The 25,113-nt window shown below is 53.4% G+C and carries 23 protein-coding genes; 6 read left to right on the top strand and 17 right to left on the bottom strand.

The genetic code is table 11. The features are described from left to right. Positions 1–72 precede the first annotated feature (72 nt). Both B9A24_RS06920 and B9A24_RS06925 read right to left on the bottom strand, forming a co-directional pair. Positions 73–1,884 carry an ABC transporter ATP-binding protein gene (locus B9A24_RS06920; protein ID WP_084444451.1) on the bottom strand — a complete coding sequence of 604 codons (1,812 nt, stop codon included), beginning with the start codon at positions 1,882–1,884 and terminating at the stop codon, positions 73–75. Positions 1,885–2,018: 134 nt separating this feature from the next. After that, a complete protein-coding gene (locus B9A24_RS06925) occupies positions 2,019–2,564 on the bottom strand; it encodes a hypothetical protein (RefSeq protein WP_084444452.1) in 546 nt (181 codons plus the stop codon). A gap of 205 nt (positions 2,565–2,769) precedes the next feature. Here B9A24_RS06925 and B9A24_RS06930 point away from each other — a divergent pair, with 205 nt between their 5' ends. After that, positions 2,770–4,332, top strand: coding sequence for a M28 family metallopeptidase (locus tag B9A24_RS06930; RefSeq protein WP_084444453.1), 1,563 nt, complete (start codon positions 2,770–2,772; stop codon positions 4,330–4,332). Positions 4,333–4,411: 79 nt separating this feature from the next. Here the strand turns inward: B9A24_RS06930 and B9A24_RS06935 are convergent, their stop codons facing one another. The 5 genes from B9A24_RS06935 to B9A24_RS06955 form a co-directional block, all read right to left on the bottom strand. Further along, a complete protein-coding gene (locus B9A24_RS06935; RefSeq protein WP_084444454.1) occupies positions 4,412–4,789 on the bottom strand; it encodes a hypothetical protein in 378 nt (125 codons plus the stop codon). 70 nt (positions 4,790–4,859) lie between these two features. Beyond that, on the bottom strand, positions 4,860–5,381 hold the full coding sequence (locus B9A24_RS06940) for a hypothetical protein (protein ID WP_084444455.1): 522 nt from the start codon (positions 5,379–5,381) through the stop codon (positions 4,860–4,862). A gap of 152 nt (positions 5,382–5,533) precedes the next feature. Continuing rightward, positions 5,534–6,391: a dienelactone hydrolase family protein gene (locus B9A24_RS06945; RefSeq protein ID WP_084444456.1), complete on the bottom strand. Its 858-nt coding sequence runs from the start codon at positions 6,389–6,391 to the stop codon at positions 5,534–5,536. Positions 6,392–6,502: 111 nt separating this feature from the next. Further along, positions 6,503–6,889, bottom strand: coding sequence for a cupin domain-containing protein (locus tag B9A24_RS06950; protein ID WP_234997056.1), 387 nt, complete (start codon positions 6,887–6,889; stop codon positions 6,503–6,505). 4 nt (positions 6,890–6,893) lie between these two features. Next, on the bottom strand, positions 6,894–7,154 hold the full coding sequence (locus tag B9A24_RS06955) for a Kazal-type serine protease inhibitor domain-containing protein (RefSeq protein WP_084444458.1): 261 nt from the start codon (positions 7,152–7,154) through the stop codon (positions 6,894–6,896). Between the two features lie 262 nt (positions 7,155–7,416). Between B9A24_RS06955 and B9A24_RS23075 the strand changes: the two genes are divergently transcribed. After that, complete coding sequence (locus B9A24_RS23075; RefSeq protein ID WP_084444459.1) at positions 7,417–7,851, top strand: YtxH domain-containing protein; 435 nt, start codon at positions 7,417–7,419, stop codon at positions 7,849–7,851. 167 nt (positions 7,852–8,018) lie between these two features. Continuing rightward, a complete protein-coding gene (locus B9A24_RS06965; RefSeq protein WP_084444460.1) occupies positions 8,019–8,453 on the top strand; it encodes a YtxH domain-containing protein in 435 nt (144 codons plus the stop codon). A gap of 374 nt (positions 8,454–8,827) precedes the next feature. Here the strand turns inward: B9A24_RS06965 and lysS are convergent, their stop codons facing one another. The 6 genes from lysS to B9A24_RS06995 form a co-directional block, all read right to left on the bottom strand. Then, positions 8,828–10,336: a lysine--tRNA ligase gene (lysS, locus tag B9A24_RS06970; protein ID WP_084444461.1), complete on the bottom strand. Its 1,509-nt coding sequence runs from the start codon at positions 10,334–10,336 to the stop codon at positions 8,828–8,830. A gap of 124 nt (positions 10,337–10,460) precedes the next feature. Continuing rightward, positions 10,461–11,498 carry a hypothetical protein gene (locus B9A24_RS06975; RefSeq protein WP_084444462.1) on the bottom strand — a complete coding sequence of 346 codons (1,038 nt, stop codon included), beginning with the start codon at positions 11,496–11,498 and terminating at the stop codon, positions 10,461–10,463. Positions 11,499–11,740: 242 nt separating this feature from the next. Then, positions 11,741–13,894: a carboxy terminal-processing peptidase gene (locus B9A24_RS06980; RefSeq protein WP_084444463.1), complete on the bottom strand. Its 2,154-nt coding sequence runs from the start codon at positions 13,892–13,894 to the stop codon at positions 11,741–11,743. Between the two features lie 350 nt (positions 13,895–14,244). Then, entirely contained in the window at positions 14,245–15,066 is an 822-nt protein-coding gene (locus tag B9A24_RS23080; RefSeq protein ID WP_317044230.1) for a hypothetical protein, read from the bottom strand. Between the two features lie 201 nt (positions 15,067–15,267). After that, a complete protein-coding gene (locus B9A24_RS06990) occupies positions 15,268–15,636 on the bottom strand; it encodes a hypothetical protein (protein ID WP_084444464.1) in 369 nt (122 codons plus the stop codon). Positions 15,637–15,759: 123 nt separating this feature from the next. Next, the gene (locus tag B9A24_RS06995) at positions 15,760–16,950 is read right to left on the bottom strand and encodes a proline dehydrogenase family protein (protein ID WP_084444465.1); all 1,191 of its coding nucleotides are present in this window, start codon (positions 16,948–16,950) and stop codon (positions 15,760–15,762) included. Positions 16,951–17,115: 165 nt separating this feature from the next. Here B9A24_RS06995 and B9A24_RS07000 point away from each other — a divergent pair, with 165 nt between their 5' ends. The 3 genes from B9A24_RS07000 to B9A24_RS07010 are packed head-to-tail and all read left to right on the top strand — an operon-like array spanning position 17,116 to position 20,585. Further along, positions 17,116–18,213 carry a chorismate mutase gene (locus tag B9A24_RS07000; protein WP_084444488.1) on the top strand — a complete coding sequence of 366 codons (1,098 nt, stop codon included), beginning with the start codon at positions 17,116–17,118 and terminating at the stop codon, positions 18,211–18,213. A gap of 51 nt (positions 18,214–18,264) precedes the next feature. Then, a complete protein-coding gene (aroB, locus tag B9A24_RS07005) occupies positions 18,265–19,311 on the top strand; it encodes a 3-dehydroquinate synthase (protein WP_084444466.1) in 1,047 nt (348 codons plus the stop codon). A gap of 41 nt (positions 19,312–19,352) precedes the next feature. Then, entirely contained in the window at positions 19,353–20,585 is a 1,233-nt protein-coding gene (locus B9A24_RS07010) for a 3-phosphoshikimate 1-carboxyvinyltransferase (RefSeq protein ID WP_234997057.1), read from the top strand. An 81-nt stretch (positions 20,586–20,666) separates the two neighbouring features. Here the strand turns inward: B9A24_RS07010 and B9A24_RS07015 are convergent, their stop codons facing one another. The 4 genes from B9A24_RS07015 to B9A24_RS07030 all read right to left on the bottom strand — a co-directional run bounded on the left by B9A24_RS07015 (position 20,667) and on the right by B9A24_RS07030 (position 25,086). Continuing rightward, positions 20,667–21,482, bottom strand: a complete 816-nt coding sequence (locus tag B9A24_RS07015) for an ABC transporter substrate-binding protein (RefSeq protein ID WP_084444468.1) — start codon at positions 21,480–21,482, stop codon at positions 20,667–20,669. A gap of 118 nt (positions 21,483–21,600) precedes the next feature. Further along, positions 21,601–22,671: a M42 family metallopeptidase gene (locus B9A24_RS07020; protein WP_084444469.1), complete on the bottom strand. Its 1,071-nt coding sequence runs from the start codon at positions 22,669–22,671 to the stop codon at positions 21,601–21,603. A gap of 283 nt (positions 22,672–22,954) precedes the next feature. After that, the gene (locus B9A24_RS07025; RefSeq protein WP_084444470.1) at positions 22,955–24,523 is read right to left on the bottom strand and encodes an acyl-CoA carboxylase subunit beta; all 1,569 of its coding nucleotides are present in this window, start codon (positions 24,521–24,523) and stop codon (positions 22,955–22,957) included. 125 nt (positions 24,524–24,648) lie between these two features. After that, positions 24,649–25,086 (bottom strand): hypothetical protein, encoded by a 438-nt coding sequence (locus B9A24_RS07030; protein ID WP_084444471.1) that lies wholly within the window; start codon positions 25,084–25,086, stop codon positions 24,649–24,651. Positions 25,087–25,113: the final 27 nt, after the last annotated feature.

Consider the following 25,113-nt stretch of genomic DNA (forward strand, 5'->3'; position numbering starts at 1 on the left):
AACTAAGGAAGTAAATGGGAGATGCTTTGACAGGAGGCAGCTGAGGCGCGACGTTGCTACAAGCTCTCATCCTCACCCCGCCGTATCCTCCACTTCATCCCCATCATCCACCATCACCCGCGCCAGCTTCTCGATATTGAGGCTGCGGGCGGAGGCGTCGAAGATTTCGCGGTAGGTGCCGCGTTTATCGTATAGCTCGTCGTGGGTGCCGCTTTCTACCATGCGGCCCTGCTTCATGACGTAGATGCAGTCGGAGTCCACGATTTGGGCGAGGCTGTGGGAGATGATGACCACCGTGCGGCCTTGCTTAATGGCGTCGAGCGAGTTCTTGATTTGCTCGGTGGCAATGGCGTCGAGGGAGGCGGTGGGCTCGTCGAGGAAGATGATCGGCGGATTTTTGAGGAAGAGGCGCGCAATGGCAATGCGCTGCTGCTGCCCACCCGACAGCTGCTGGGCATCCGACTGATACTGCTGGGGCAGAGCCATTATCTGGTCGTGGAGGTAGGCCTGCTTGGCAGCGGCCTTTATCTCGTCTAAGGTCGCCTCGAAGTTGCCGTAGCGGATGTTTTCCTCGATGCTGCCCTTGAAGATGTGGTTTTTCTGGAGCACCAGCCCGATACGCTGGCGCAGGGCATGGGTATCGTAGTCGGAGAGCGGGCGGCCATCGAGGAGCATTTCGCCGCCGTTGGGCTCGTAAAACTTGCAGAGCAAATTGAGAATGGTGCTCTTGCCCGCCCCCGACAGGCCCACCAGGGCAGTAGTTTGGCCGGCCGCAATACTCAGGCTGACATCGTGGAGGGCCTGGATGCCGGTGGGGTAGGTGAAGTCGACGTGGCGCAGCGAAAAAGCCCCCCGGAGCTGGTCAGGCGGGGTGGGGCCGGTGCGCTCGGTTTCGGTGGTGGCGTCGAGGATGTCGAAGAAGCCTTCGGAGTAGGTGAGGGCCTCGTTCATCTCGTCGTAGATGCGGTGGAGCTGGCGGATGGGCGCCGACACGTTGTTGAACAGCAGAATGTGGAACATGATGGCCCCAATGGAAATCTGCCGATCGAGCACCAGGTAGGCGGTCAGGATGATGATGAGCACCACGCCAATCTGCTCCACGAAGGTTTTGAGGCCGTCGAAGAGGAAGTTGGTTTTGCGGGTTTCGAGCTGGGTGGTCACGAGGTTGCGCTGCATGCCGGCCTGCTTTTCGCCCTCGTAGTCTTCGCGCACGAAGCTCTTAATCACCACAATAGAGTCGATGATGTTGATCAGGCCCTGGCTGCGCTGCTCGCGCAAACCCCGCAGACTGCGGCGTACGCCGTTGAGCTTGTCGGCCTGTCGGTAGCTGATCCAGAAGTAGATCGGGAGGATGCCCAACGCCACCAGCCCCACGTACAGGTTGGCCGTGAACATGATGATGAGGGCCACGATGGAGTTGGCAAACAGGGGCAGGATGTCGATAAAGAAGTTCTGGACCAGCTTCATCAGACTCTCCACGCCGCGGTCGATGCGGGTTTGGAGCTTGCCGGTTTGGTTGCCGCTGTCGGAGTAGAAGCCGAGCTGGTAGCTCAGAATCTTATCCACGGCCGACTGGTGCAGGGTGCTCGAAACGTTGATGCGGATTTTCTCGCCGTAGAACTTCTGCCCAAACTGAATAAAGGTGTTAATAATCTCCTTTCCCAGCAGCAGCACGCTCACTATGAGCAGCAAATTTGCCCCCTGGGTCAGCCCGAGGCCTTGATCCAGCAGCCCCTGCACAGTATCCACCGTGTAGCGCAACACAAACGGATTGACCTGCGCCGCCAACGACCCCACCAGCGTCAGCAGCAACGTGCTGATTACCAGGGTTCGGTAAGGCAGCACGTACGGGTACAGGCGGCGGATAATTTGCCAAAGACTCATAGCAGCGGAACAGTAAGGGCTGCTTGGTTAGACGCGGGAGGTGGGGGTGAGGTTATTGGGGATAAAAAAGAAAGCCTGACCTATGGAGGTCAAGCTTTCTGATTACTTGGTGCAGCTAAGCGGATATATCGTCACTACTGCACAGGCATCATGAAACTCGATTCTTGCACAGCCAAGGTATCGCCAGCGCCTATAGTAGTAATAGCTGCTTCATTAAACTCATTGAATAGTAGCCCAGATGCTTCACTATTAGCCAACCCAGAAAAATCACGTTTGAGACGATAGTGCAACAAAGCGACTCTCATATTGCTTTGGTCTCTGTAGCCTACCCGCACTTCCTTTGTAACATAAGCAAATCCTGTAGTCGAGGGAAGAGGAACTAATGGAGCAGTATATTTCAATAATCCTCTAATATCGTTATTAAGAGTACCATTAATTCTATTAGAGGCGACCTGTACAGACCCTATTGAGTAAAATAGGTGCTGATTGCCTTTTTTGGTCACATAAAACCGCATGTTACTTGTACCAAAAACAGCTGTGTCCGGGGCCAAAAATCGAATAATCGCCTCTGGATCAATTGCTGTGGGTACTGTAAATGGAACACCTGAGTTCTTAATAAAACGGTCTTTTACAAGCTGATCTTTTATTTCAACCCCATTAGTAAAGACGCGCTGCTGCACTTTTATAGTAGGTTTTGATCGTCTTTTTTACAAGACGATAACATAATGCTGCTTAATAAGAGCAAGGAAATATAGCGAAGTGACATTCCGAGTAAAATACAAATTTGAGCCAACAAGATATCACTAGTTACTTGATTCCCTGCAACTCCCAGACTTTTCCTGCTTCTTTACTTATCAAACCATCTTTCATCTCCAACCAAACCACATGACGACACTCCGACTCTTAGCCCTGGCTGGTGGCCTGGCTCTGGCCGCGCCTACCTTGGCTCAACAAGCCGAAAAAGTAGATCAGGCCATGATTGCCAAGATCAAAGACGAGGGTATGAACCGCTCCAAGGTGATGGAAACGGCCTTTTATCTCACCGACGTTTGCGGCCCGCGCCTGGCTAACTCCGATGGCCTGAAGCGCGCCAATGAGTGGACCAAAGGCCAGCTTACCAAATGGGGTATGAGCAACGCCAACATCGAGCCCTGGGGTGACTTCGGCCGCGGCTGGGACATCGAGAAGTCGTACATCGCCATGACGGCGCCTTACTACCACTCCATGATAGGCGCGCCTAAAGCCTGGACGCCCTCTACCAGCGGAAACGTGAAGAAGCAGGTGGTGTACGTGAATGCTACTACCGAAGAGGATTTGGCCAAGTTTCAGGGTAAGCTGCGTGACAAAATCGTGCTGACGGCCGTGGCTACGCCGCCTAAAACCACCTTCGAGGCCGATGCCAAGCGCTACACCGATGATGAGCTGACCAAAATGATGGAAGCTCAGCCTGCGCGCCCAACTACCGACGACCCGGCTATGACCGAGCGACTAAACGCCCGTCGTGCTCAGGCCGCGTTGCGTACCAAGCTCAACGAGATGCTGATGAGTGAAGGTGCTGCTGCGGTGCTTAGCACCCGCGGCGGCTCACACGGCACTTTCTTTACCAGCAATGGCGCTCCGTACGCTGCCGATGCGAAGCCCGTACTGCCCGAAATTGAAATGTCGCCCGAAGATCAGCTGCGCCTGATTCGGTTGGTGGAAGCTGGTATTCCAGTAGAAGTGGAAATGGAAACCAAAACGCGCTTCCAGAACACCGATCTGAAAGGCTACAACGTCATAGCCGAAATTCCCGGCACCGACCGCAAGCTAAAAAGCGAGGTAGTAATGCTTGGGGGCCATTTAGACTCCTGGCACGCCGCTACCGGTGCCACCGACAACGCGGCCGGCTGCGCCGTGATGATGGAGGCCATGCGCATTTTGAAAGCTACGGGTGTGAAACCTCGCCGCACCATCCGCATTGCTCTGTGGGGCGAGGAGGAGCAGGGCCTGCACGGCTCGCGCAACTACGTGAAGAACCACTTCGCCGACCCCGCCACCATGAAGCTGCTGCCCGCCCATGAGAAGCTGGCCGGCTACTTCAACCTCGATAATGGCGGTGGCAAAATCCGCGGTATCTATTTGCAGGGCAATGAGGCGGTAGCGCCCATCTTCACAGCCTGGCTCCAGCCCTTCGCCGAGATGGGTGCCACTACGGTTACGCCCCGCAACACCGGCGGCACCGACCACCTTTCCTTCGACGCCGTGGGCCTGCCCGGCTTCCAGTTCGTGCAGGACGGCCTCGACTACGGTACCCGCACCCACCACACCAACCAGGACACCTTCGACCGTTTGCAGGCCGATGACTTGAAGCAGGCGTCAGTTATCGTAGCTTCCTTCGTGTACCACACCGCCATGCGCGACCAGAAGCTGCCACGCAAGGTGCTGCCTGCCCCTGCCCCGAAGTCGTAATGTTTGGTAATTGTTTCTATAAAAGAGCCCCCCAGATTAGTTCTGGGGGGCTCTTTTAACGCGTTAAACGCAATGCACTTTATTTGACTCGACGAAGTAGGTAAACGAGTCCGCCGTCTCCGTAGGAACTCATCTGTACTATTTCCCAGCCTTCCACTGTCACAGTATTTAAGGTTTTTATCAGCATACCACGCATTTTCTGATCACGTTCTTCTTGCACTTTTATTATTTCATTAAATCCTAAATTACTTAAATCATTTACTTGTTCATTAAGCTTAATATCTTTCTGTTTCTGAAACTCCGGAGTAAAACTTATAAATGCAGAGCCTGGATAAGTTTTTCGTCCGAAATAAAAAATTTGCATATAAGTATAATTAGCCGATGCATCAGAGTACTTCTGACTTGAATGGCACGACTGGCTTGGCATAACAAGCAGGATTAATAATATTTTTTTCATGAGATAATTAATGAAGTACAAAAGTATTACTCAATTATTTACACACAATTATTAGACGACTGCAAGCATTCTAACATGGCATAAACCATTGTATTTCCACCAACAGCCCTTTATCGAAAAGTAAAAGCCATGAATCGTTACTTACAATCTTACCCATCGATAAAGACACCTCTATGCGTTTTCCAACTTTGTGCACGTCAACTTCTCCTTTATTTTTAACGGCTTTAGGAAAAATTTTAGCAAGTGACGATAAGGTAGTTTTACTGTTTAGCCGAAGTGTAGGAGTGATTAGCTCTAATTTCGAATTATGGCGAAAATCAATAGAGGTAATAATCGCTGTGTCGCCATCTACTTCTGCACGGGTTTCTTTGAAATAAGCATACTGGAAACGCTGGTTGTCAAAGTAGAAAACGCACACATCATTAAAATCTGGGTTTACCAAACTATCCGGGCGACCGAGGAGCTTATGTAGCTCCTCGGTTTTGCCAACCAGCGGCAGCTTACCATTAAGTTTCACGGCGTCCCAATCCAGGTATTCATCAACCGAATCGGGCGGTGCCGCCGCGGCTTCGGTGACCTGAACGACAGCCAAGGTAGCATGGGCTTGGGGCTGGGTAGAAACTGGAACTGTAGAAGTTTGCGTGGAAGGTGTTTCCTGACAACTCGCGGAAAACACCGTCCAGCACAAAACCCCTAGCAGTCTTACCGTAGACTTAGATGGGAGTCTCATTGAGTTGGAATAGCCTAGCTCAACTCTTTCTTAAATAACCCTAATGTCCGCTCCCAGGCCAGCTTGGCGGCTTCGGCGTTGTAGCGAGCGGGGGACGAGTCGTTGTTGAAAGCGTGGTTTACGCCTTCGTACATAAACTGCTGGTACTTCGCATTAGCGGCTTTCAGCGCCGCTTCGTAGGCGGCGGCACCGGCATTCACGCGCTCATCGAGGGCGGCGTAGTGCAGCATCAGGTGCGCCTTGATTTGGGAGACGTCAGCGTCTTTGGGCTGGGTGCCGTAGTAGGCCACGGCGGCATTGAGCTTGGGGTCGCTGAGGGCGAGGCGGTTGGCCATAGCGCCGCCCCAGCAGAAACCGACGCAGCCGGTTTTGCCGTTGCTATCAGGGCGCTGGCGCAGGTAGGTGAGGGCGGCGAGGTAGTTGTTCAGCGTTTTCTGCGCATCGAGCTGACCGATTAGGGTGCGGCCCTGGTCCTCGTCGGTGGGCGTGCCGCCAAACTGCGAGAGAGCATCAACGCCCAAAGCCAGGTAGCCGGCCTGGGCCACGCGGCGCGTTACATCCTTTATGTGGGGCGTGAGGCCGCGGTTTTCGTGAATCACTACCACGGCTCCGCGCTTCTTTTTGCCTTTTGGGTGCACCAGGTAGCCTTGCATGGTGGTGCCGTCGCCGGGCCAGCTCACGGTTTCTTCGGTTAAATTGCCGGCTTGTACGGGCACGGTGGCGGCGTTGGCGTAGCCGGGTTCAAGCACAGCCAAAGCGGCCGTGGCCAGAGCCGCGCCGCCGGTTATTTTCATCAATCGCTCCATAAATTCCTTGCGGGTGAGCGGGGAGTGGGTGTATTCGTCGAAGAGGTTAATAATGCGCTGATCCATGTGGTTAGAATGTAACGCCAGGCTCCAGCTTGGCGAATCGTTGAACGATGACGTTGGGGGGCATTTTGCAATGTCCCCAGCTATTCGCCAAGCTGGAGCCTAGCGTTACTTCTACTCTTCCCGGTTCACGGTGTCCATCGAAAAGGCCGGCACGCAGATCGACCAGTATTCGCACTCGGCATCAAACGGGTTGGCGTAGCGCACCCGCGCCCCGGCCTTGATCAGCAACGATTCGCCGGCACTCAACTCCACTACGTCGCCGTCGATTTCAAAGCGCTTCCGGCCGCGCACCACGATAGTTATTTCGTCGAACTCGGGGCGTTGGTGCGGCTCGCTCCATTGGGGAGGTGCCACCATGTGCGCCACGCTGTACTGACTGGTACGGGTGCTGGCCAGGCCGATATGCTCCTCGATGAGCTTGCCGTCGGTGGTGGGCACACGGAAGGGCGCTTGCTGGCGGAAGTATTTTTTCTCCTCTGACATAAGAGTGGGGGACAAATTTTTAGTTTTTCGGGGTGGTGGGGCACTCGCCTTTGGTGTAGGTGAGCACGCCCGCGTTGGTAGCTACACAGTCGTTGCTGTAGGTCTTGCCGTTGCAGCCGCATACGGGGTCGTACTGCATGGTGCAGATACCGGCCGGATCAATTTTGGTTGAGTCGATGCAGGCGGCAGTCGTAGCTGCTGGAGTAGTAGCTGTAGAGGCGGGCTGGCTGCATGTAGCGAGCAGGGGCAGAAAAGCAGCCGCAAAAAGCGAGTTTTTCATACTAGTAAGAACGGAAAAACAACCTACCTACCCAACTTGGGTAGGTAGGTTAAAGTACGGATTGGGGGGCAAAACGCCTTCCTGACAAACAGTATATTTTATTTCAGCTATTTTTTATTCCCTAAATATAACCCAGCTTAATAGTGTTCGTATAGGCAATCAGCTTAACAAGCCAGGCGCGCCCTCACTTCGCTGAATCCACCTTTCGGAGCCAACGATTTTGTCGCCTGTTTTCAAGTATTCACTTTCTCTCCTTACCAACATGTCGTATAAACAAGAAGACAACTCAGGCAAAATTCTCCTCGCTGTATTAGCTGGCGCCAGCGCTGGTATCATCGCAGGCCTGCTGATGGCTCCCGATAAAGGCACCGCCACTCGTGGCAATCTGAAGAACGCTGCTACTAAGTACAGCGGTCAGCTCGGCGAGCAGCTTTCCAAATACGGCGAACAGCTGGATTCCCAGTTCAAAGGCTACGTTGAGAAGCTTGAGGATCTGGGTGTCACCGGCGCGGGCAGCAGCCTCAAGCTGAAAGGCGACTGGAACCAGAGCAAAGGCAAATTGCGTCAGCAATTCGCTCAACTCACCGACGAGGACCTGCAGTACGCTGAGGGCCAGGAGGAAGACCTCGTAGGTCGCCTGCAGCAGAAGCTAGGCAAAGGCAAGCGCGAAATCACCAAACTGCTGAACGACCTGTAAGCCAATGCTGGCTTTAGACTACTAAGAAAAGACCCTCATCTAAATAGATGAGGGTCTTTTTTATGATAACCTTCGTGTGATAAACGCGTTACTCTCTGCGGATTGGTCGGAAGCTCTTTCATCTCAAGCCAGTTCGTAGTTCATTTTTCTATTCTCACTCTACGCTCATGAAAGATCAAAACGGCAAAATCATTCTTTCCCTGTTAGCCGGTGCCAGTGCCGGTATTATCGCAGGCTTACTCCTCGCTCCTGAAACCGGCGAAGAAACGCGCACAACGCTCAAGAAATCGGCTTCCAAGTTCAGCGACGACCTGACCAAATTGTTCCAGGATAGCCTGGCTAAAATTAATGACCTGAAAGGCAGCGCTACGCAGGGCGGCGAAGAATCAGCTAACCGCGTCAACGCCGATGATATCCTTAACTCGCTCAAGTCATCATCAGCTGGCAGCCGCGCCGACCAGAGTGGCGACCTGGCCAGCGCGCCCGGCGCGGGCCGTCAGGGTGGCCGGGCCGCAACGGGTTCAGGCTCAATAGGTGGCAGCACTATCGGTGGTGCCGACGATGATGCAGCGAGTACTGAGGGCCTGGGCCGCGGACTCTAAAAAAGACAGAAACTTTCGGCATTTCGCAACCTAAGTCCTTGAACCCCGTTAAAGACAGCATAACCGGCTTGAAAGAAAATCGGAGAAGCACGGGAAGTAAAATTGCCGACGATAGGAGCTTCTACTAAGATTGGTTAAACAGCTTAGTAGTAAAATCAGATTGTCCATCGCACACTTCTTCCTGTTCGCCCCGATTGGAAGGGTAAGTCAGTTATAAAGGAAAGCCTCTCGTGATTATTACGGGAGGCTTTCTGATTTTTGTCTGAACCACGGATTTATCGGATGTCACAGATTTTGTAAGCGGCATCTAAAGTAAAAAAGCCCCCCAGACTAGTCTGGGGGGCTTTTTTACTTTATTGGCAAGCAACTCGGTATTAGTTGTTCTCGGGCTTCATCTGGGGGAAGAAGAGCACGTCCTGAATGGAGTTGGAGTTGGTCATGATCATGCTTAGGCGGTCGATACCGATGCCCAGACCAGCCGTGGGAGGCATTCCGTACTCTAAGGCCCGCAGGAAATCTTCATCAAGCACCATCGCCTCCACGTCGCCGCGCTTGCCCAGCTCCAGCTGCTCTTCGAAGCGCTGGCGCTGGTCGATGGGGTCGTTGAGCTCGGAGAAAGCGTTGCAGATTTCTTTGCCGTTGCAGATAGCTTCGAAACGCTCAACCAAGCCAGGCTTGGAGCGATGCTTCTTCGCCAGCGGCGACATTTCCACCGGATAATCGGTGATGAATGTAGGCTGAATCAGCTTGGGCTCGCACAGCTCGCCAAACAGCTCGTCGATAATCTTGGCTTTGCCCATGCTAGGGTCCAGATGTACGTGCAGGGTATGAGCTGTTTCGCGTAGCGCCGCCTCATCCATGTCGGTGATGTCGATGCCGGTGAAGTGCTGAATGGCTTCGAACATGGTGTAGCGCTGCCAGGGGCGCTGGAAGTTGATGAGGTTGTCGCCGACCTGTACTTCGGTTTTGCCGTGCAGCTCGAAGGCCACGCGCTCCACCATTTCCTCTACTAGGTCCATCATCCAGTAGTAGTCCTTGTAGGCCACGTACAGCTCCATCTGAGTAAACTCGGGGTTGTGAAACCGCGACATACCCTCGTTGCGGAAGTCCTTGCTGAACTCATACACGCCATCAAAGCCGCCTACAATCAGGCGCTTCAAGTACAGCTCGTTGGCAATGCGCAGATACAGCGTCATGTCCAGCGTGTTGTGAAAGGTCTTGAACGGGCGAGCGGCCGCACCGCCGTATAGCGGCTGCAAAATTGGCGTCTCGACCTCCAGATAGCCTTTGTCATTCAAATAGTTGCGCATGGCCTGCACCAGTAACGTCCGCTTGATAAAAGTCTCGCGCACCTGCGGATTCACTACCATATCCACGTAGCGCTGACGGTAGCGCTGCTCAGGGTCAGTGAAAGCGTCGTAGATCTGACCGTCTTTTTCCTTCACCACCGGCAACGGGCGCAGGGCTTTGGACAGCAGCTTGAACTCCGTAACGTGCACCGAAGTCTCACCCACCTGCGTCTTGAACACGCGGCCTTTTACGCCCACGAAATCGCCTAAGTCAATCAGTTTTTTGAAAACCGTATTATACAGCTCCTTATTCTCACCGGGGCAGATTTCGTCGCGGTTGATATAGAGCTGAATGCGGCCCGAAGAGTCCATCAGCTCCGCAAAGGATGCTTTGCCCATTACGCGCTGCGACATGATACGGCCTGCCAGAACTACTTCCTGAAAGTTGTTCAGTTCGGCGTGATAGTTATCCAGAATCTCTTGCGCAGAGAAATTCACGTCGAACAGCTCGGAGGGGTACGGCTCAATGCCGAGCTTATTTAGCTCGTCGAGCTTGTGGCGGCGTTGCTGTTCCTGTTCGCTGAGATGGTGCATGGTAATGGGCTTAAAATAAGGCCGCGAAGTTACGCCCGCAGGCTGAATTATATAGAAACAAAAAGCGCCACTCCAAAGGAGCAGCGCTTAGGTGTATCAGCAGTAAGACGGTAAATAAGACGGATTAAGCTGCGATGTTCATCTGTGCAGGTGCCTCGCCAGTCAGTAGCGGCTCGATACGGTTGCGCAAACGGTCAGCTACAAAGCTGTGCTGCAAGTGCTTGGGCAGGTCAGCAATAAGCTGTTGGTAGTGCTCCAAGCCTACGGCCTTAGCCACATAGCTTTCGTGAATACCATTGAGGTAGCTCACGATGTTCAGCAAGGACTGGTGGAAGAGCTTGAAATCAATCTCGGCCTCCACGTAGCGCTCGATCTCACGGCTGGTCTGCGAGATACGCAGGCGGCTGAGCAGATCAAAGATGGTAGTGTAGCCTAAGCGCCACGTAATCTGCTGCCAATGCTGTGGCGTCCACTTATCCAGCACCTTGCCGGTCTTCTGGCTGCGCAATGCGGTATTAGGGTTCGCTTGCACCTGCTGACGCGTGATCTGGGCCTTCATCTTGCGCGTGGTACGCAGGAACTGCCCGATCTGAGCCTGGGCTTCAATCTCTTTGCCCGCGATGTGCAAGCCGGCCTTGTAGCCCGCCAACGGCAGACGATGGATGCTGAAGTCGCCGTAAGCCCCAGCCGAGTAGAACGACACTGGCCGTGGGTACGCATTGCGTACTACCAAACGGCCTACTTCCCGCTGTATCAGCGAAGAATTGTTGGAGCGCACGCCGGTAGTGTACAGAAACGCCTGCAAACCCGACAGAATAGTATGATACGCCTGTGGAAATGTCCAGTGCAGGGCATTACGCAGGTAATCCTCGTCGCCTAGCTCAGCGGTGGCACGCAGGGCGTACTCCGTGCTCCAGCAGGCGTGCAGGAGCTTGGTGATATTCGGGAGGTCGGCGTCGGTCAGCTCGGCCTGATGCGCCCGGAAATAGGGCAAGTGCTGCAAGCCGCCGGTCGCGTCGTCGTTCTCCTGAATGTGGTAGTTTATGGCAAAGAAATAGTTGAGAAAAACCTGGGCAGGAATCGATTTGCGCCACTTTTCCTCGGCTTGCCGCTGCTCGTCCGTCACGAGCGGAATGATGTTGTTCTCTAATATCGTCGTCATGCAAAATAAACAGCAGAGAACCACTCAGAGTTGCATATTTGCTAAAAATAATTGCCAACATTATTGTTTATCAACGACCTGATAATCAAGTTTTTAAATACAAAAAATATCCCTAGCTCAACTGTTGTTTTTAAAGTCTATTTACTAATTTAGTTGTCATTAATATTGAGATATAAAAAAATCCCCCCAGAATAGCTCTGGGGGGCTTTTTTAGTAAGCTCAGTGAGAGAACCGTAAGATGCCTAGATCTGGTCTTTTACCACGGCTACAGCTTCACGCAAGGTGATGTCTTTTTTCAGGTTGCGGGTGAAGCGGGTAGCGCGGTTCACTTGCACCGTATCGGAGCCTAACTGGCGCAGATCGGCGGTTAAAGGAGCAATGTTAAGCGGCTGGGCCGCTTTTTGCAGCTGCTCGTACTTATCCGACTCTGCTTTGGCCAACAACTGCTCGGCGCGGTAGGTATCCAATTTCAGGCTTACCATCGTATCGTTCTTCCGCTTGATCATGCGTTGCACCATACCGTTAATCAGCTTAAAGCTTTCGCTGTTGTCTACGCGCTTCTTGCTGGCCTCGCTTAGCTTGGCTACGGCCGGGGCACCGCTCCAAGGGCGGTAGCGAGCAGGGCTGATCTCGTCCCACTTCAGTGGGTAATCAGACTCTTTCTCACCCTGGTCGAGGTAGCTGTACAAGTCGGGCAGAATAATGTCTGGCACCACACCTTTAAACTGCGTCGAACCGCCGTTGATCCGGTAAAACTTCTGGGTTGTCAGCTTCAGCGAGCCGAAAGGCTTGATGTTGTTGAACTCGGCGGGCATTGCGTCGTCCAGGTCGAAAATGCGCTGTACCGTGCCTTTGCCATAAGTGCTGGCGGAGCCCATTATGATGCCCCGCTTATAGTCTTGGATAGCGGCGGCCAAAATCTCGGAAGCCGAAGCGCTGTACTTGTTCACCAGTACTACCAGCGGACCAGAGTACTGTACGCGGGGGTCACGGTCGTTCAGGATGTTGGGAGCGCCCTGGCTGGAGCGAACCTGCACCACGGGACCATTCTCCACAAAGAGGCCGGCCATTTCCACCGCGTCCTGCAAAGAGCCCCCACCATTCGAGCGCAAGTCAAGCACCACACCCTGTACATTCTCTTTGGTAAGCTTTTCCAGCTCCTTCTTCACGTCGGTGGCACTGCTACGACCACCATTGTCATTAAAGTCAGCATAGAAGCCGGGCAAACGGATATAGCCTACTTTTTTGCCATTATCATCAATGGTGGCTGATTTGGCGAAGGTTTCTTCGATAATTACCACATCACGAACAATCGGGATAACCTGAGTACTGCCGTCGGTTTTCTTTACCGTCAGGCGTACTTCCGTGCCTTTTTTGCCTTTGATCAGCGCTACCGCCTTATCCAGGCGCAGGCCTTCTACTGAAACCGGCTCGGCCGCGCCCTGGGCCACGCGCATAATAATGTCGCCGGCTTTCAAATCACCTTGACGATACGAAGCACTGCCCGGAATTAGATCGGATACTTTAATCTGCCCATCTTTTTCCTGTAAGGAAGCACCAATACCTTCAAATTGACCAGTCATCTGCTCATCGAATTTGTCTTTGTCGCGGGGGGCAAAATATTCGGTGTGAGGATCATACGTGTTGGCAATGACGTTGGCATAGAGCGCTAAGCGCTCTGGGTCATCCGTCTGCATCATATCCTGAAACTGGCTGTCGAAGTATTTCAGCACGCGCTTGCGGGCTTCAATCTCCATTTCAGCGGGCGTACGATACGGCTCATTAGGAACTACAACAGCAGTTTTGCTAATGGAAGCCGTCGGCGCTGACGCTTTCTCTTTACGCTTGGCCTGCTCATCCATCATCTCCGAAACCCGCGACATCGTCTGGTATTTCAGATACTTGCGCCACTCTTCGCGCTGAGCCGCTTTGTCGGCCGCGAAGGTCATCTTATCGGGTTCAGTCTCAAACGACTCTTCCTTCGTGAAGTCGAAGGGCTGCGTCAGAACCTCGCGATATATTCCCTGCACATCTTTCATCCGCTGGTTCAGGAGCTGTGTGCTCAGGTCCAGAAACTCATGGGTGCCAGCCTTAACCTGGTCGTCAATAGCCGTCTGGTACTTGCGGAGCTGGGCTATATCCGGCTGTAGCAAAAATTTCTTATTGTAATCGATGCGCTTCAGGTATAAATCGAACACCCGCTTGGAAAAAGTGTCGTCTACTTTTTCCGGTTGGTAATGGGCTACAGTTAGGCCCTGAAGCATGGCCTTGATGAGAACTTCATCTTTTTGCGGTGCCCTGGCGTCGGTGCGTCGATAGAGCTTGTAAGAAGCAAGCACAAAGATGGCCATCACCAGCGAGGCATAAAGCCCTATTTTCAAGCGGGGAGAAGACATGGAATCAGCGTGAAATGAAGAAAATCAAAAGGAAACGAAATACGATCCGCTACTCAGCTACCTAGTCTGGGACCGGCTATAAGCACAAAACGCTAGCCATTGGCAAATAAGTGCCCAAAATCAAAGGAAAGGAAGCGAGTCCTCTGCTGAGGTTGCACCGCGCTGGACGAGCAAAACTGCCACAAGCAGCTACAGATACGCAGTAGAATACCATTTGGATAAGTAAACCAAGGCATTATAGTTAAAATAAGGCAGCAGGTTTTTAAGCCCGTACTTATGTTTAACAAAAAAGCCCCCTCCGGGTTGGAGGGGCTTTTTTGTTAAACAATAGGTAGCTGCAAAAACAGCTACTAGTAGCGACGAACCCGGTCGCCATTATGGCGACGGAACTCCTCTTCAAAATACTTGGCGTCTTCATCGTTGCGGGGCTTTACGCCCATTACGATACCGCCCTGCTTGATGTCACTTTCGTACTCGGCAGCGTGCTCCTCTGGGATACCCGAGCCTACTAAGGCACCTACCAGGCCACCCGTCAGACCACCGGCGCCAGCACCAGCCAACGCGGCGGCAATCGGGCCAGCGATGATGAGGCCCAAGCCAGGCAGTGCAACTGAGGTGCCAATAGCGGCAATAGCGCCAATTACAGCACCAGCGGTACCACCGATGGCCGAGCCTACGCCAGCACCTTCCATAGCTTTGTCGCCTAAGTCGGTATCAGCCGTATTGTCGCCAAAATGCTTTTTGCGGGTCTCATCCGACATCAATAGGTTCACGTCATCCTTGTTATAACCACGCGATGACATCGAGTTGTAAGCACGCTCAGCGCTATCGCGGTCGCGGAAAGAGCTGGTCATCATGCCGCTACCTTTGCTAGAGTCGTAAGGCTGGCCAGTTACGGCGTGCGCAGCGTGGTCGGCAGTGTTCTGAATACCATCAATGCCACGGCCTACTACTGCACCAGCGGTGCCAGCTGCAGCGGTACCCTTAGCAGTGGCGCTAAAGTCGTCACCTTCTACATTCGAGCTTCCAGTGCTGGAGTTGCCCATGTTGCCGCTAGAAGTAGTATCACCCGACGTACTGTTGCTCATGCCAGTACCAGCTGAGCCAGTTCCGTAGTTAGCGCCTGAGCCTGTTCCAGTATTCGTGGGGTTGTTGCTGTTGTTCGTTTCCATTTGGTTAGGTAGATTAGATTGTGGTAAAGGGAGAGTTTGGCCAGCAGCAGAGGCTTTAAAAACAAAAGCGCCCGACTAGCCAGTTGAATAGCTAAACGGCGCGCTTAGGATAGGGGTTACAGAAATTTCTGTATAGCTTCTATTCTATCTTCAGATTTTGGTCTATTTCAGCCTATAGATGAGCTAGCTGTTCAGCCAGAATCAGCCAAACTGCTCATAATTGGCATCTATCTGCCAAAACTCCCGACACTCGTAGCGGAGATTTTTTAAAAATTCCGGATCTTGCTTTAAGGTGCGCCACTCCCCCAATCCCAGCCGTTCGCACAGCTTAAAGAAGGAATCGCCTTGCCCTTTTGAGCCAGCCACTTTTACCAGGCAACTCAGAATAGGACGCCCACTGTGATATTCCTTCTCTGAGATCTCGCCTAGAATCTCATTCAACCGCGCCTTTTCGTGCGAAATTTCCAGATTGAGGCCTAGCTCGGCTTCCTGCACCAAATTCAGGTAGCTGGTGGTACCTACCTGGTGGCGGGCAAATCGAATTAGGTGGCTGCGGACACGAGCATTCATTGGAACAACGGGGAGTGGGCGGGCGGAAAATTTCAGCAATGTACCATTCTAACTGAATATACCAGAGCAGTACAGGGCCCGTGAACCAAAATTGTGCCGACGTGCAACCACCTTTTGTACGTCCTATTTTTTGCTCTTGCGTCGGGCAATTTCTCTTTGAATAAGCGAAAACTCCCGACTGCTTTGACCCGCAATGGCAGTATTTTCGTCGGCGCGGCGTAGCAGGTAAGGCATCACTGCCTCTACCGGGCCGTAAGGCACATATTTGGCCGTGTTGTAGCCTGCGTTGGCTAGGTTGTAGCTTAGGTTATCGCTCATGCCGTAGAGCTGCGCAAACCAGACGCGGGTATCCTGGGGCCGCAGGTTGTGCTCCTGCATCAGCTTCGTGAGCAGCAGGGAACTGGCCTCGTTGTGGGTGCCGGCACAAATGCTGATACGGTCGACGTGAGCCATGCAGAAGCGCAGCGACTCATTATAGAGTTGGTCGGTAGCTTCTTTGGTGGGGTTGATGGGGTTTTGGTAGCCGCGCTGGGCCGCCGTGCGGCTCTCCTTTTCCATGTAAGCACCACGCACCAATTTGCCCCCCAGATAGTACCCGTCGCGCTTAGCGGTTTCACAGGCTTGCTCAATGGCCTCTAGTCGGTCGTGGCGGTAAAGCTGATAGGTGTTCCAAACGATGGCCGACTCCTGGTTGTATTTGGCCATCATTTCATAGGCCAACATATCAATCGTTTCCTGAAACCAGCTTTCCTCCGCGTCCACGAACACGCGCACGCCATACTGGTGAGCACGGGCGCAAATGGCATCAATCCGTGCCCTGGAGCGCTCATAGCTGGCTTGCTCTGCCTGATTCAGCGTCTGTTTGGCCTGCACCTTTTCCAGGATAGCGCTGTCGGCTAAGCCTGTTACTTTAAATACGGAGAAGGGAATATGCGTAGAGCGATGGGCCATGTCAATGGTGGCCAGAATCTCGTCGCGGGTGTGGTCGAAGCTTTTGTCGCTGCCCTCGCCCTCCACCGAATAGTCGAGGATGGTGCCGATGTTGTAGCGACCCAGCTCCTCAATTACGGGCAGACATTCCTGAATGTTCTCGCCGCCGCAGAACTGCTCGAAGATGGTTTTCTTGATCAGAAACTTAACCGGCAGGCCCCATTTGAGCGCCGTTTTCATCATGCCACCACCAGCTTTCACCAGTGTATTATTGTTCATAGCCGCAAATAGAGCATACATCTGGCGCAATTCGGCATCAGACTTGGAGGCAAAGGCGACGGCGGTATCGTTGAAGGAAAGGGCTGGGGCGTGGGTGGCTAGCATAGAGCGGGTGGTTTTTAAACAACGCTTTTGGGTGGGCGAAGATAGGTTTTAAACAACGTTTTGACCCGCGGAGTTACCTTGCGGCCGGCTCTTTTTCCGATACCCTTACCTGAGGAGCTGGGGGGCTTTTTGCACCCGCCCGCTACCGAACCCGCGTTTATTTTCATGGCTACTTCTTCTGCTACTACTTTTTTTACCCGCCTGCTCGCCAACAAAGGGCTGCCGCTATTAATAGCCGGGCCATGCAGCGCCGAAACCGAAGATCAGGTGCTCACCACCGCCCGCGCCCTGAAGGCGATGGGCCAGGTAGACCTGTTTCGCTCGGGCGTTTGGAAGCCGCGCACCAAGCCCGGTGGGTTTGAGGGCATGGGCCCCACCGCGCTGCCCTGGTTGCAGCGGGTGCGCGAGGAAGTAGGCTTGCCCGTAACCATAGAGGTAGCCACGCCCCGCCACGTAGAGGACGCCCTGCGCCACGGCATTGACGTGCTTTGGATTGGGGCTCGAACTACAGTCAATCCCTTTGCCGTGCAGGAGTTAGCTGATGCTTTGGCCGGCACGGGCGTGCCCGTAATGGTTAAAAACCCGGTGAACCCCGACGTGGCGTTGTGGGCCGGTGCTTTAGAGCGATTGGAGCGCGTGGGCATCACCGATCTGGCTGCTATTCACCGCGGGTTCAGCACGTTTGCACCCTCGCGCTACCGAAATTCTCCCACCTGGCAGCTGGCTTTTGAGTTGAAAGCGCGCTTTCCGCAAGTGCCGCTTGTTTGCGACCCTAGTCACATCAGCGGCCGACGCGACCTGATTCTGCCCGTCTCGCAAAAAGCCCTCGACCTAGACTACGATGGCTTAATGATTGAAACGCACCCCGACCCAGATCATGCTCTTTCCGACGCGGCGCAGCAAGTAACGCCGGCCCGGTTGGCCGAGATTTTAATGGAGCTGAAATACCGTTACCGTTCCTCTAACAACGCCGATTTCCTGAATAAAGCCGAGGAGCTGCGTCAGCAAATTGATACGGCCGACCGCGAGTTGATGGAGGCGTTGGCCGCGCGCATGGCGTTGGTAGAGCAGCTGGCCGAATACAAAAAGGAAAACAACGTGAAGATTTTGCAGATGGACCGCTGGCAGGAAATCTTTACGTCGCGGCGGGAGTGGGGGGCAAAATTGCGGCTGAATGATCCGTTTGTGGCCAAACTCTATGAGCTTATTCACCTGGAAAGCATCCGTAAGCAAACCGAAGTAATGAACCAGAACCCGGAATAGCCGTCTTTACTACCTGTTCTTTCAATTATTCTCCGCTAACCCGCTCATCCCTTGCAAGACACTCCCGCCATCGGCCCCCACGCGTTGATCGAACTTGCCGACTTGCTGCGCCAACCGGCGGTAAGTCAGGTTTTTGTGTTAGCCGACGCTAATACAATTCGGCTCTGCTACCCGCGTCTGCGCGATTTTCTGCCTGAGAATCATATCACCATCGAGATTCCGGACGGAGAAGAGTATAAAGTGCTGGCCACCTGCGAAACGGTGTGGGAAGCGCTTACCGAGGCCCGTGCCGATCGTTTTGCGGTGCTCGTAAACCTTGGTGGGGGCGTTGTCACGGATCTGGGGGGCTTTTGCGCCGCGCTGTACAAGCGCGGCATCCGCTTCGTACAGGTGCCTACTACGCTGCTGGCGCAGGTAGATGCCAGCGTGGGGGGCAAAACCGGCGTCGATTTTCAGAACTTCAAAAATCAGCTTGGCGTGTTTCAAGTACCGGCGGCCGTGTTTATTGAGCCCCGCTTTCTGAATACGCTCGAACCACGCCAACTCAAATCGGGCTACGCAGAAGTAGTGAAGCACTGGCTGATTGCTGATGCTGCGGCGTTTGAAAACCATCGGCGCACCGGCTTTTTTGTGGACGAATGGGCACCCATTATCCGCGAATCAGTACTCACCAAAGAACGCATTGTGGCCGCCGATCCGCTGGAAAGTGGCTTGCGCAAAGTGCTTAACTTCGGCCACACCGTGGGCCACGCCCTCGAAAGCTACCTGCTCAGCCTACCTGGCCGCGAGATTCTGCACGGCGAAGCAGTGGCCGCTGGTATGATTTGCGAAAGCTGGCTCTCGATGAAAAAAGGGCTGCTGTCTGAAGAAGACCTGGACAAGATTGAGACGTTCCTGTTCTCGGTGTTCGAGAAGGTGCAGTTTGTCACGCTCGAAACCGACGCCATTGCCGAGCTGGCATTGCAGGATAAGAAAAATGCGGGCTCAATCATCAACTGCACCTTGCTGGAAGGCATTGGCCATGCCATCTACGACCAGTCCATTAGCGTGGCAGAAATAGCAGAGTCGTTGCGCTACTATCACTGGCTGTTGAGCTAAAGAAACTAAGTCTGTTACGCGCTACCTATTAAACACCCCGAATGTCTGATTTAATAACGTTAGCCTGGCCAGGTGGCCCCATGCGGGGCACTGCTCAGCTGCCGGCATCCAAGAGTGAAAGCAACCGCGCCCTGATTATTCAGGCCCTGGCCGGAAGCGGTTCGCTCACTAACCTTTCCAACGCCAACGATACCCAGCTTATGCGCCGTCTGCTGGCCAGCTCCACCGCCGATACCCTCGACGCGGAAGATGCCGGTACCGTGATGCGTTTTCTTACGGCTTACTTATCCGTCACCGATAGGCGCGCGCTGCTCACCGGCACCGCCCGCATGCGGGAGCGTCCCATTGGTGTCCTCGTCGATGCCCTGCGTCAGCTTGGCATGCAGCTCGACTACGCGGAAAAGGAAGGGTATCCTCCGCTCAACATTAAGGGGTGGGGGGCAAATTTGCCCCCCGAAGAAATGGCCGAACTAACCGTGCGCGGCGACATCAGCAGCCAATATATTTCGGCTTTGCTGATGATTGGGCCTCAGTTGCCCGGTGGCCTGCGTTTATTTCTGACGGGCAAAGTCGGTTCACGGCCTTACATCCGCATGACGCTGGCGCTCATGCAGCATTTCGGGGCCGACTGCCGGGATTTAGGCTCCGTACTGGAAGTTCGTCCCACGCCATATAAACCCGCTGATTATGCCATTGAGGCTGATTGGTCGGCGGCCAGCTATTGGTATGCCATGGTGGCTTTGTCGCCTGCCGGGGGGCAAATTCACTTGCCGGGCCTGCGCCGCCACTCCCTGCAAGGCGACCAAGCAATTGTCGGCATCATGGAAAAATTGGGCGTAGCCACGGAGTTTTTATCTGACGGCGTATTACTCACCCAGCAACCCCCGACTGGCACCTTCTCCCAAGACTTCACTGATTGCCCCGATCTGGCTCAAACCGTAGCCGTAATTGCCGCCGCGCAAGGCATAGAAGTCGAAATGACTGGTCTGGAAAGCCTGCGCATCAAGGAAACGGACCGCATCCTGGCCCTCCAAGCCGAGTTAGCCAAGTTCGGCGCTACCCTCACCGAGACGCAGCCTGATGTATTTCGCGTTACGGCCACCAATTTTCAAGTCAGTTGCCAAACCATAGCTACCTACCACGACCACCGGATGGCTATGGCCTTCGCCCCGCTAGCCCTCCGCGGCCCCTTAACCATCGAAGCACCCCACGTCGTTCGCAAATCTTATCCCAGCTTCTGGGGCGAGTTGGAGCAGGCCGGATTCAGAGTATAAAGCACAAAGTAGTTTCAAAAGGCGGTCATGCAGCGCCACGCGAAGCATCCCGCGTGGCGCTGCATGACCGCCTTTTATACTTTATGTCACAACAGTCGCTCTCAAATCAGCAAAATACGCGGCTGAGTTTTGCAGTCGGCTGCCATACCAGCTGAATAACTCACCGTCCACAATCTGAACCGGGGCTGAGGGGCAAATTGCCTGGAACTCCGCTACGTGCCTAGCACTAAAAGGGTAAGGCTCAGACGATAAAAGAATAATACGCGGCGCGGCCGCTGCCAGCTGCTCGGCCGAAACCTCCGGGTAGCGCTGCTGGGGGGCAAATACGTTGGCAAACCCCGCCCGCGTAAGCATATCATCAATAAAAGTGCCTGTGGCTGCCACCATGTAGGGTTTGCGCCAGATAAAATAGGCAGCTGGCACCGGCGACGCTACTGGCGCAAGCTGGGCGAAAGAGCACTCGATGTCAGCGGCTAGTTGGTCGGCCTTGGTTTTGGCACCTACCACCACGCCCACCTGCCGAATCATGCGCAGGGCATCGGTGAGGTTGCTTATGTCGCTGAGCCACACCGGATAATGCGCGGCCAACTGCTCTATGCCCGCCTGATAATTCTCTTCCTTGTTGCCAATGATAAGGTCAGGTTTCAGCGCACTGATCTTCTCGAAATCGAAGTTTTTGGTGCCGCCAATTACGGTGGCCTGCTGCCGCGCTTTGGCTGGATGAATGCAGAATTTTGTCACCCCAACCACTCGTTCACCTAAACCCAAATCGAACAACAGCTCCGTCTGCGAAGGCACCAGCGACACGATGCGTTGCGGTGGATACGGAACCACCACGCGCCGTCCCATCTGGTCGGTAAGCGTAAGGGGAATTGTGAGAGTTGAGAGGTCAGACATGAGAAGCAAGACAGTGTCCCAGCGTATAAGAGAATAGAGCAAAAGCGAAAAGCGAGCCTTCAAACCGATAGAACAGCATCAGTTCAAAGTCTCGCTTCTCGCATCTTACCGCTCACCTCTAGCTAAAATACCGAAAATCGTGGCCATCCTCTATGCGCAGTAGGGTCTCGTAAATCAACCGAATTACGTTCTCCACGTCGTCCTGGTGTACTGTTTCCACGGTGGTGTGCATATACTTGAGTGGCAGGGAAATAAGCGCGGCAGCCACGCCTGCGTTGGAATAAGCAAAGGCATCGGTATCAGTGCCGGTGGCGCGGGTTGCGGAAGCGCGCTGAAAAGGAATATCAGCGGTTTTAGCCGTTTCGATGATCAGCTCGCGTAAGTTGTTCTGCACGGCCGGGCCGTAGGTAACCACCGGGCCTTGGCCACAGTGCAGGTCGCCACTGGTTTTCTTCTCGTACATCGGCGCCTGCGTGTCATGAATTACGTCGGTAATGATGGCAACATCGGGCTGAATGCGGTGCGCTATCATTTCTGCCCCCCGCAGACCAATCTCTTCCTGCACGGCATTCACCACGTAAAGCCCAAAAGGCAGCTTCTGCTTGTTCTCCTTCAGCAGCCGTGCTACTTCCGCAATCATAAAACCGCCAATACGGTTGTCCAGCGCCCGTCCCACAAAATACTGCCGGTTCATCACCATAAACTCGTCTTCGAAGGTAACCACCGAGCCTACGTGAATGCCCATGCGCTCTACCTCGTCTTTGGAAGTAGCGCCGCAATCCAGAAAAATCGTTTCAATAGTCGGCGCTTTGTCCTGCTCCACCTTGCGCACATGAATAGCCGGCCAGCCAAAAATGGCCTTCACGATGCCCTTATCCGTGTGAATATTCACCCGCTTGGACGGCGCTACCAAGGCATCGGAGCCTCCATTACGCCGCACGTAGATGTAGCCTTCTTTCGTGATGTAATTCACGAAGTAGGAAATCTCATCGGCGTGGGCTTCAATTACCACTTTGTACTTGGCTTCGGGGTTAATCACCCCAACCACTGTTCCGTAGGTATCCACGAAATACTCGTCGATGTATGGCTTGACATACTCAAGCCACAGCTTTTGCCCTTCCTTCTCAAAACCAGTCGGTGAAGGGTTATTAAGATATTTCTGGAGGAAATCGAAAGATTCGTTACGCATATACTTTAGCAGGAGTAGAGTAAGCTTTTAGTATTCTATCGGGGGTTCTTCAAGTAACCAAGGAATCTTAGCCTCTAACTCAATTTGAATTAAATCTTGCTTGTTGGTGAATAAGCTAGGAGCATAGCCAGTAGTGAAACCGAGGCTGAATTGAGCCAAGGCACCCACAAATAGTAGCTCCGCCTGCGATTACTGAGGAGTATACTTGCCTGGTGTTTTCTATATCCACCTCAAAAATCCAATCGCGGAACCGGATAGTAGCCATTGACTCATCACGCTTGCCCTACAACGGAATGTTGCCGTGTTTTTTGCGCGGCAACACATCTACCTTATTCTCCAGCATTTTAAACGCCCGAATTAACTTTTGACGCGTCTGGGCAGGCAGAATCACTTCATCTACGAAGCCTCGGTGCGCGGCGCGGTAAGGGGTGGCAAACTTCTGCTGATACTCATCTACCTTTTCGGCTAGTTTAGCCTCTGGGTCGGCAGCGGCAGCTATTTCACGCTTAAAAATAATTTCGGCCGCACCTTTGGCCCCCATTACCGCGATTTCGGCGGTAGGCCAGGCATAATTCATATCGGCCCCAATGTGCTTGGAGTTCATCACATCGTAGGCGCCGCCATACGCTTTCCGGGTAATAACAGTAATGCGCGGGACGGTAGCCTCACAGAAAGCATATAGCAACTTAGCGCCATTCGTAATGATGCCGCGCCACTCCTGATCGGTGCCAGGCAAAAAGCCGGGCACGTCTTCCAAAACCAACAGCGGAATATTAAACGAGTCGCAGAAGCGCACGAAACGAGCGGCTTTCGTACTGGCATTGATATCGAGTACGCCAGCCAGCACGGCTGGCTGGTTGCCTACAATCCCAATGCTGCGACCACCCAGCCGGGCAAAGCCAACTACAATGTTCTCGGCGAAATTCTTATGCACTTCCAGGAAAGTGTCAGCGTCAATAATACCTTCGATTACTTCCCGGATGTCATAAGGCTGGTTCGGGTTTTCAGGTATGATAGTATTTAGTACCGCACGCTGCTCATCGCCCTGAGGCTCGTAGGGCAGACTGGGGGCCGTTTCTTCGCAGTTCTGCGGCATGTAGCTCAGCAACTGCTTGAGGTGGGTGATGCAGGCTACTTCGTTGGCACAGGAAAAGTGCGTTACACCGCTTTTTGCCGAGTGGGTGCTAGCACCGCCTAGCTCTTCACTGGTCACATTCTCGTGGGTTACCGTCTTCACCACGTTTGGCCCGGTCACGAACATATAGCTCGTGTTTTCCACCATCAAAATGAAGTCCGTAATGGCTGGTGAGTAAACCGCGCCACCGGCACAAGGTCCCATAATGGCCGACAGCTGCGGAATAACGCCTGACGCCAAGGTGTTTTTATAGAAAATATCGGCGTAACCTCCTAGGCTCACTACTCCCTCCTGAATACGTGCTCCGCCCGAATCATTCAGGCCAATGACCGGGGCCCCATTCTTCATGGCCAAGTCCATGATTTTCACAATCTTCTCAGCATGCGTCTCACTCAAAGAGCCGCCGAACACCGTGAAATCCTGGGAAAAAACGTACACCAGGCGCCCGCTTACGGTACCATAGCCTGTCACAACCCCATCGCCGAGGTAATATTCCTTGTCCAGGCCAAAATCCTTGGAGCGGTGCATTACAAACTTGCCTATCTCCTCAAACGAGCCCTCGTCCAGCAATAAATCTACTCGTTCTCGAGCCGTGAGCTTGCCTTTTTTGTGTTGCGCATCGATGCGAATTTGCCCCCCACCAAGCAATGCTTCGGCATTTTTTCGGTCGAGTATTTCGAGTTTGCTTAATTGAGCGTCGGCGTGCGGATCGGACATATGTGGGTGGTGATTGATGTAGCTACTTAGGTTGGGAAGTCAAAGGTAACGTACGGGTAAAGAAAAGCCGCCCCAAAATTTGGGGCGGCGCGGGTTGGCTATCATAAGCTTACGTTGAGTACGCTTTATTCCTCCTGAATATCAGTGCCGCTCACTTTGCCGGTTTTTCTATCTACTTCAACAAAGCCATTTTTGCCAACCTGCACGAAAATAACAGCAACTGGCGACTGCGACACGACCATGCGAATTATTGGTGGCCCTTCAAACCCACTGAGGTGAGTGCAGGCGTCCACCACGTTGGTTTCCCAGAGCAGCTTATCATTCTGATATGCGGCCAATAATTTTCGGTCAGCCTTCACCCAGAGGATTATCCCGTCCAATCCCTTCATTCCACGCACTTGGGGCAAAACCGTGAAGGATGGCTCTTTCTCCAGACTTTCGACCGGAGGTTCCTGCTTCACAAGCCGCATATCATAAGGAAGAACCTGCTTTTTCTGCGCCACTAAGGTGACAGGCAGTAGGAGCCGCGTAAGTATCAGAAAGCCGATGATGCGGATAGCCATAATTAAATGAAAGATGATTACTATCAA

The sequence above is a fragment of the Hymenobacter roseosalivarius DSM 11622 genome (assembly GCF_900176135.1).
Taxonomy (GTDB): domain Bacteria; phylum Bacteroidota; class Bacteroidia; order Cytophagales; family Hymenobacteraceae; genus Hymenobacter; species Hymenobacter roseosalivarius.

What these genes read in the sequence shown, in the direction of transcription:
- B9A24_RS06920 (WP_084444451.1), bottom strand. Translation starts at nt 1,884, where the DNA reads ATGAGTCTTTGGCAAATTATCCGCCGCCTGTACCCGTACGTGCTGCCT.
- B9A24_RS06930 (WP_084444453.1), top strand. Translation starts at nt 2,770, where the DNA reads ATGACGACACTCCGACTCTTAGCCCTGGCTGGTGGCCTGGCTCTGGCC.
- B9A24_RS06935 (WP_084444454.1), bottom strand. Translation starts at nt 4,789, where the DNA reads ATGAAAAAAATATTATTAATCCTGCTTGTTATGCCAAGCCAGTCGTGC.
- B9A24_RS06945 (WP_084444456.1), bottom strand. Translation starts at nt 6,391, where the DNA reads ATGGATCAGCGCATTATTAACCTCTTCGACGAATACACCCACTCCCCG.
- B9A24_RS06955 (WP_084444458.1), bottom strand. Translation starts at nt 7,154, where the DNA reads ATGAAAAACTCGCTTTTTGCGGCTGCTTTTCTGCCCCTGCTCGCTACA.
- B9A24_RS23075 (WP_084444459.1), top strand. Translation starts at nt 7,417, where the DNA reads ATGTCGTATAAACAAGAAGACAACTCAGGCAAAATTCTCCTCGCTGTA.
- B9A24_RS06965 (WP_084444460.1), top strand. Translation starts at nt 8,019, where the DNA reads ATGAAAGATCAAAACGGCAAAATCATTCTTTCCCTGTTAGCCGGTGCC.
- lysS (WP_084444461.1), bottom strand. Translation starts at nt 10,336, where the DNA reads ATGCACCATCTCAGCGAACAGGAACAGCAACGCCGCCACAAGCTCGAC.
- B9A24_RS06975 (WP_084444462.1), bottom strand. Translation starts at nt 11,498, where the DNA reads ATGACGACGATATTAGAGAACAACATCATTCCGCTCGTGACGGACGAG.
- B9A24_RS06980 (WP_084444463.1), bottom strand. Translation starts at nt 13,894, where the DNA reads ATGTCTTCTCCCCGCTTGAAAATAGGGCTTTATGCCTCGCTGGTGATG.
- B9A24_RS23080 (WP_317044230.1), bottom strand. Translation starts at nt 15,066, where the DNA reads ATGGAAACGAACAACAGCAACAACCCCACGAATACTGGAACAGGCTCA.
- B9A24_RS06990 (WP_084444464.1), bottom strand. Translation starts at nt 15,636, where the DNA reads ATGAATGCTCGTGTCCGCAGCCACCTAATTCGATTTGCCCGCCACCAG.
- B9A24_RS06995 (WP_084444465.1), bottom strand. Translation starts at nt 16,950, where the DNA reads ATGCTAGCCACCCACGCCCCAGCCCTTTCCTTCAACGATACCGCCGTC.
- B9A24_RS07000 (WP_084444488.1), top strand. Translation starts at nt 17,116, where the DNA reads ATGGCTACTTCTTCTGCTACTACTTTTTTTACCCGCCTGCTCGCCAAC.
- B9A24_RS07010 (WP_234997057.1), top strand. Translation starts at nt 19,353, where the DNA reads ATGTCTGATTTAATAACGTTAGCCTGGCCAGGTGGCCCCATGCGGGGC.
- B9A24_RS07015 (WP_084444468.1), bottom strand. Translation starts at nt 21,482, where the DNA reads ATGTCTGACCTCTCAACTCTCACAATTCCCCTTACGCTTACCGACCAG.
- B9A24_RS07020 (WP_084444469.1), bottom strand. Translation starts at nt 22,671, where the DNA reads ATGCGTAACGAATCTTTCGATTTCCTCCAGAAATATCTTAATAACCCT.
- B9A24_RS07025 (WP_084444470.1), bottom strand. Translation starts at nt 24,523, where the DNA reads ATGTCCGATCCGCACGCCGACGCTCAATTAAGCAAACTCGAAATACTC.
- B9A24_RS07030 (WP_084444471.1), bottom strand. Translation starts at nt 25,086, where the DNA reads ATGGCTATCCGCATCATCGGCTTTCTGATACTTACGCGGCTCCTACTG.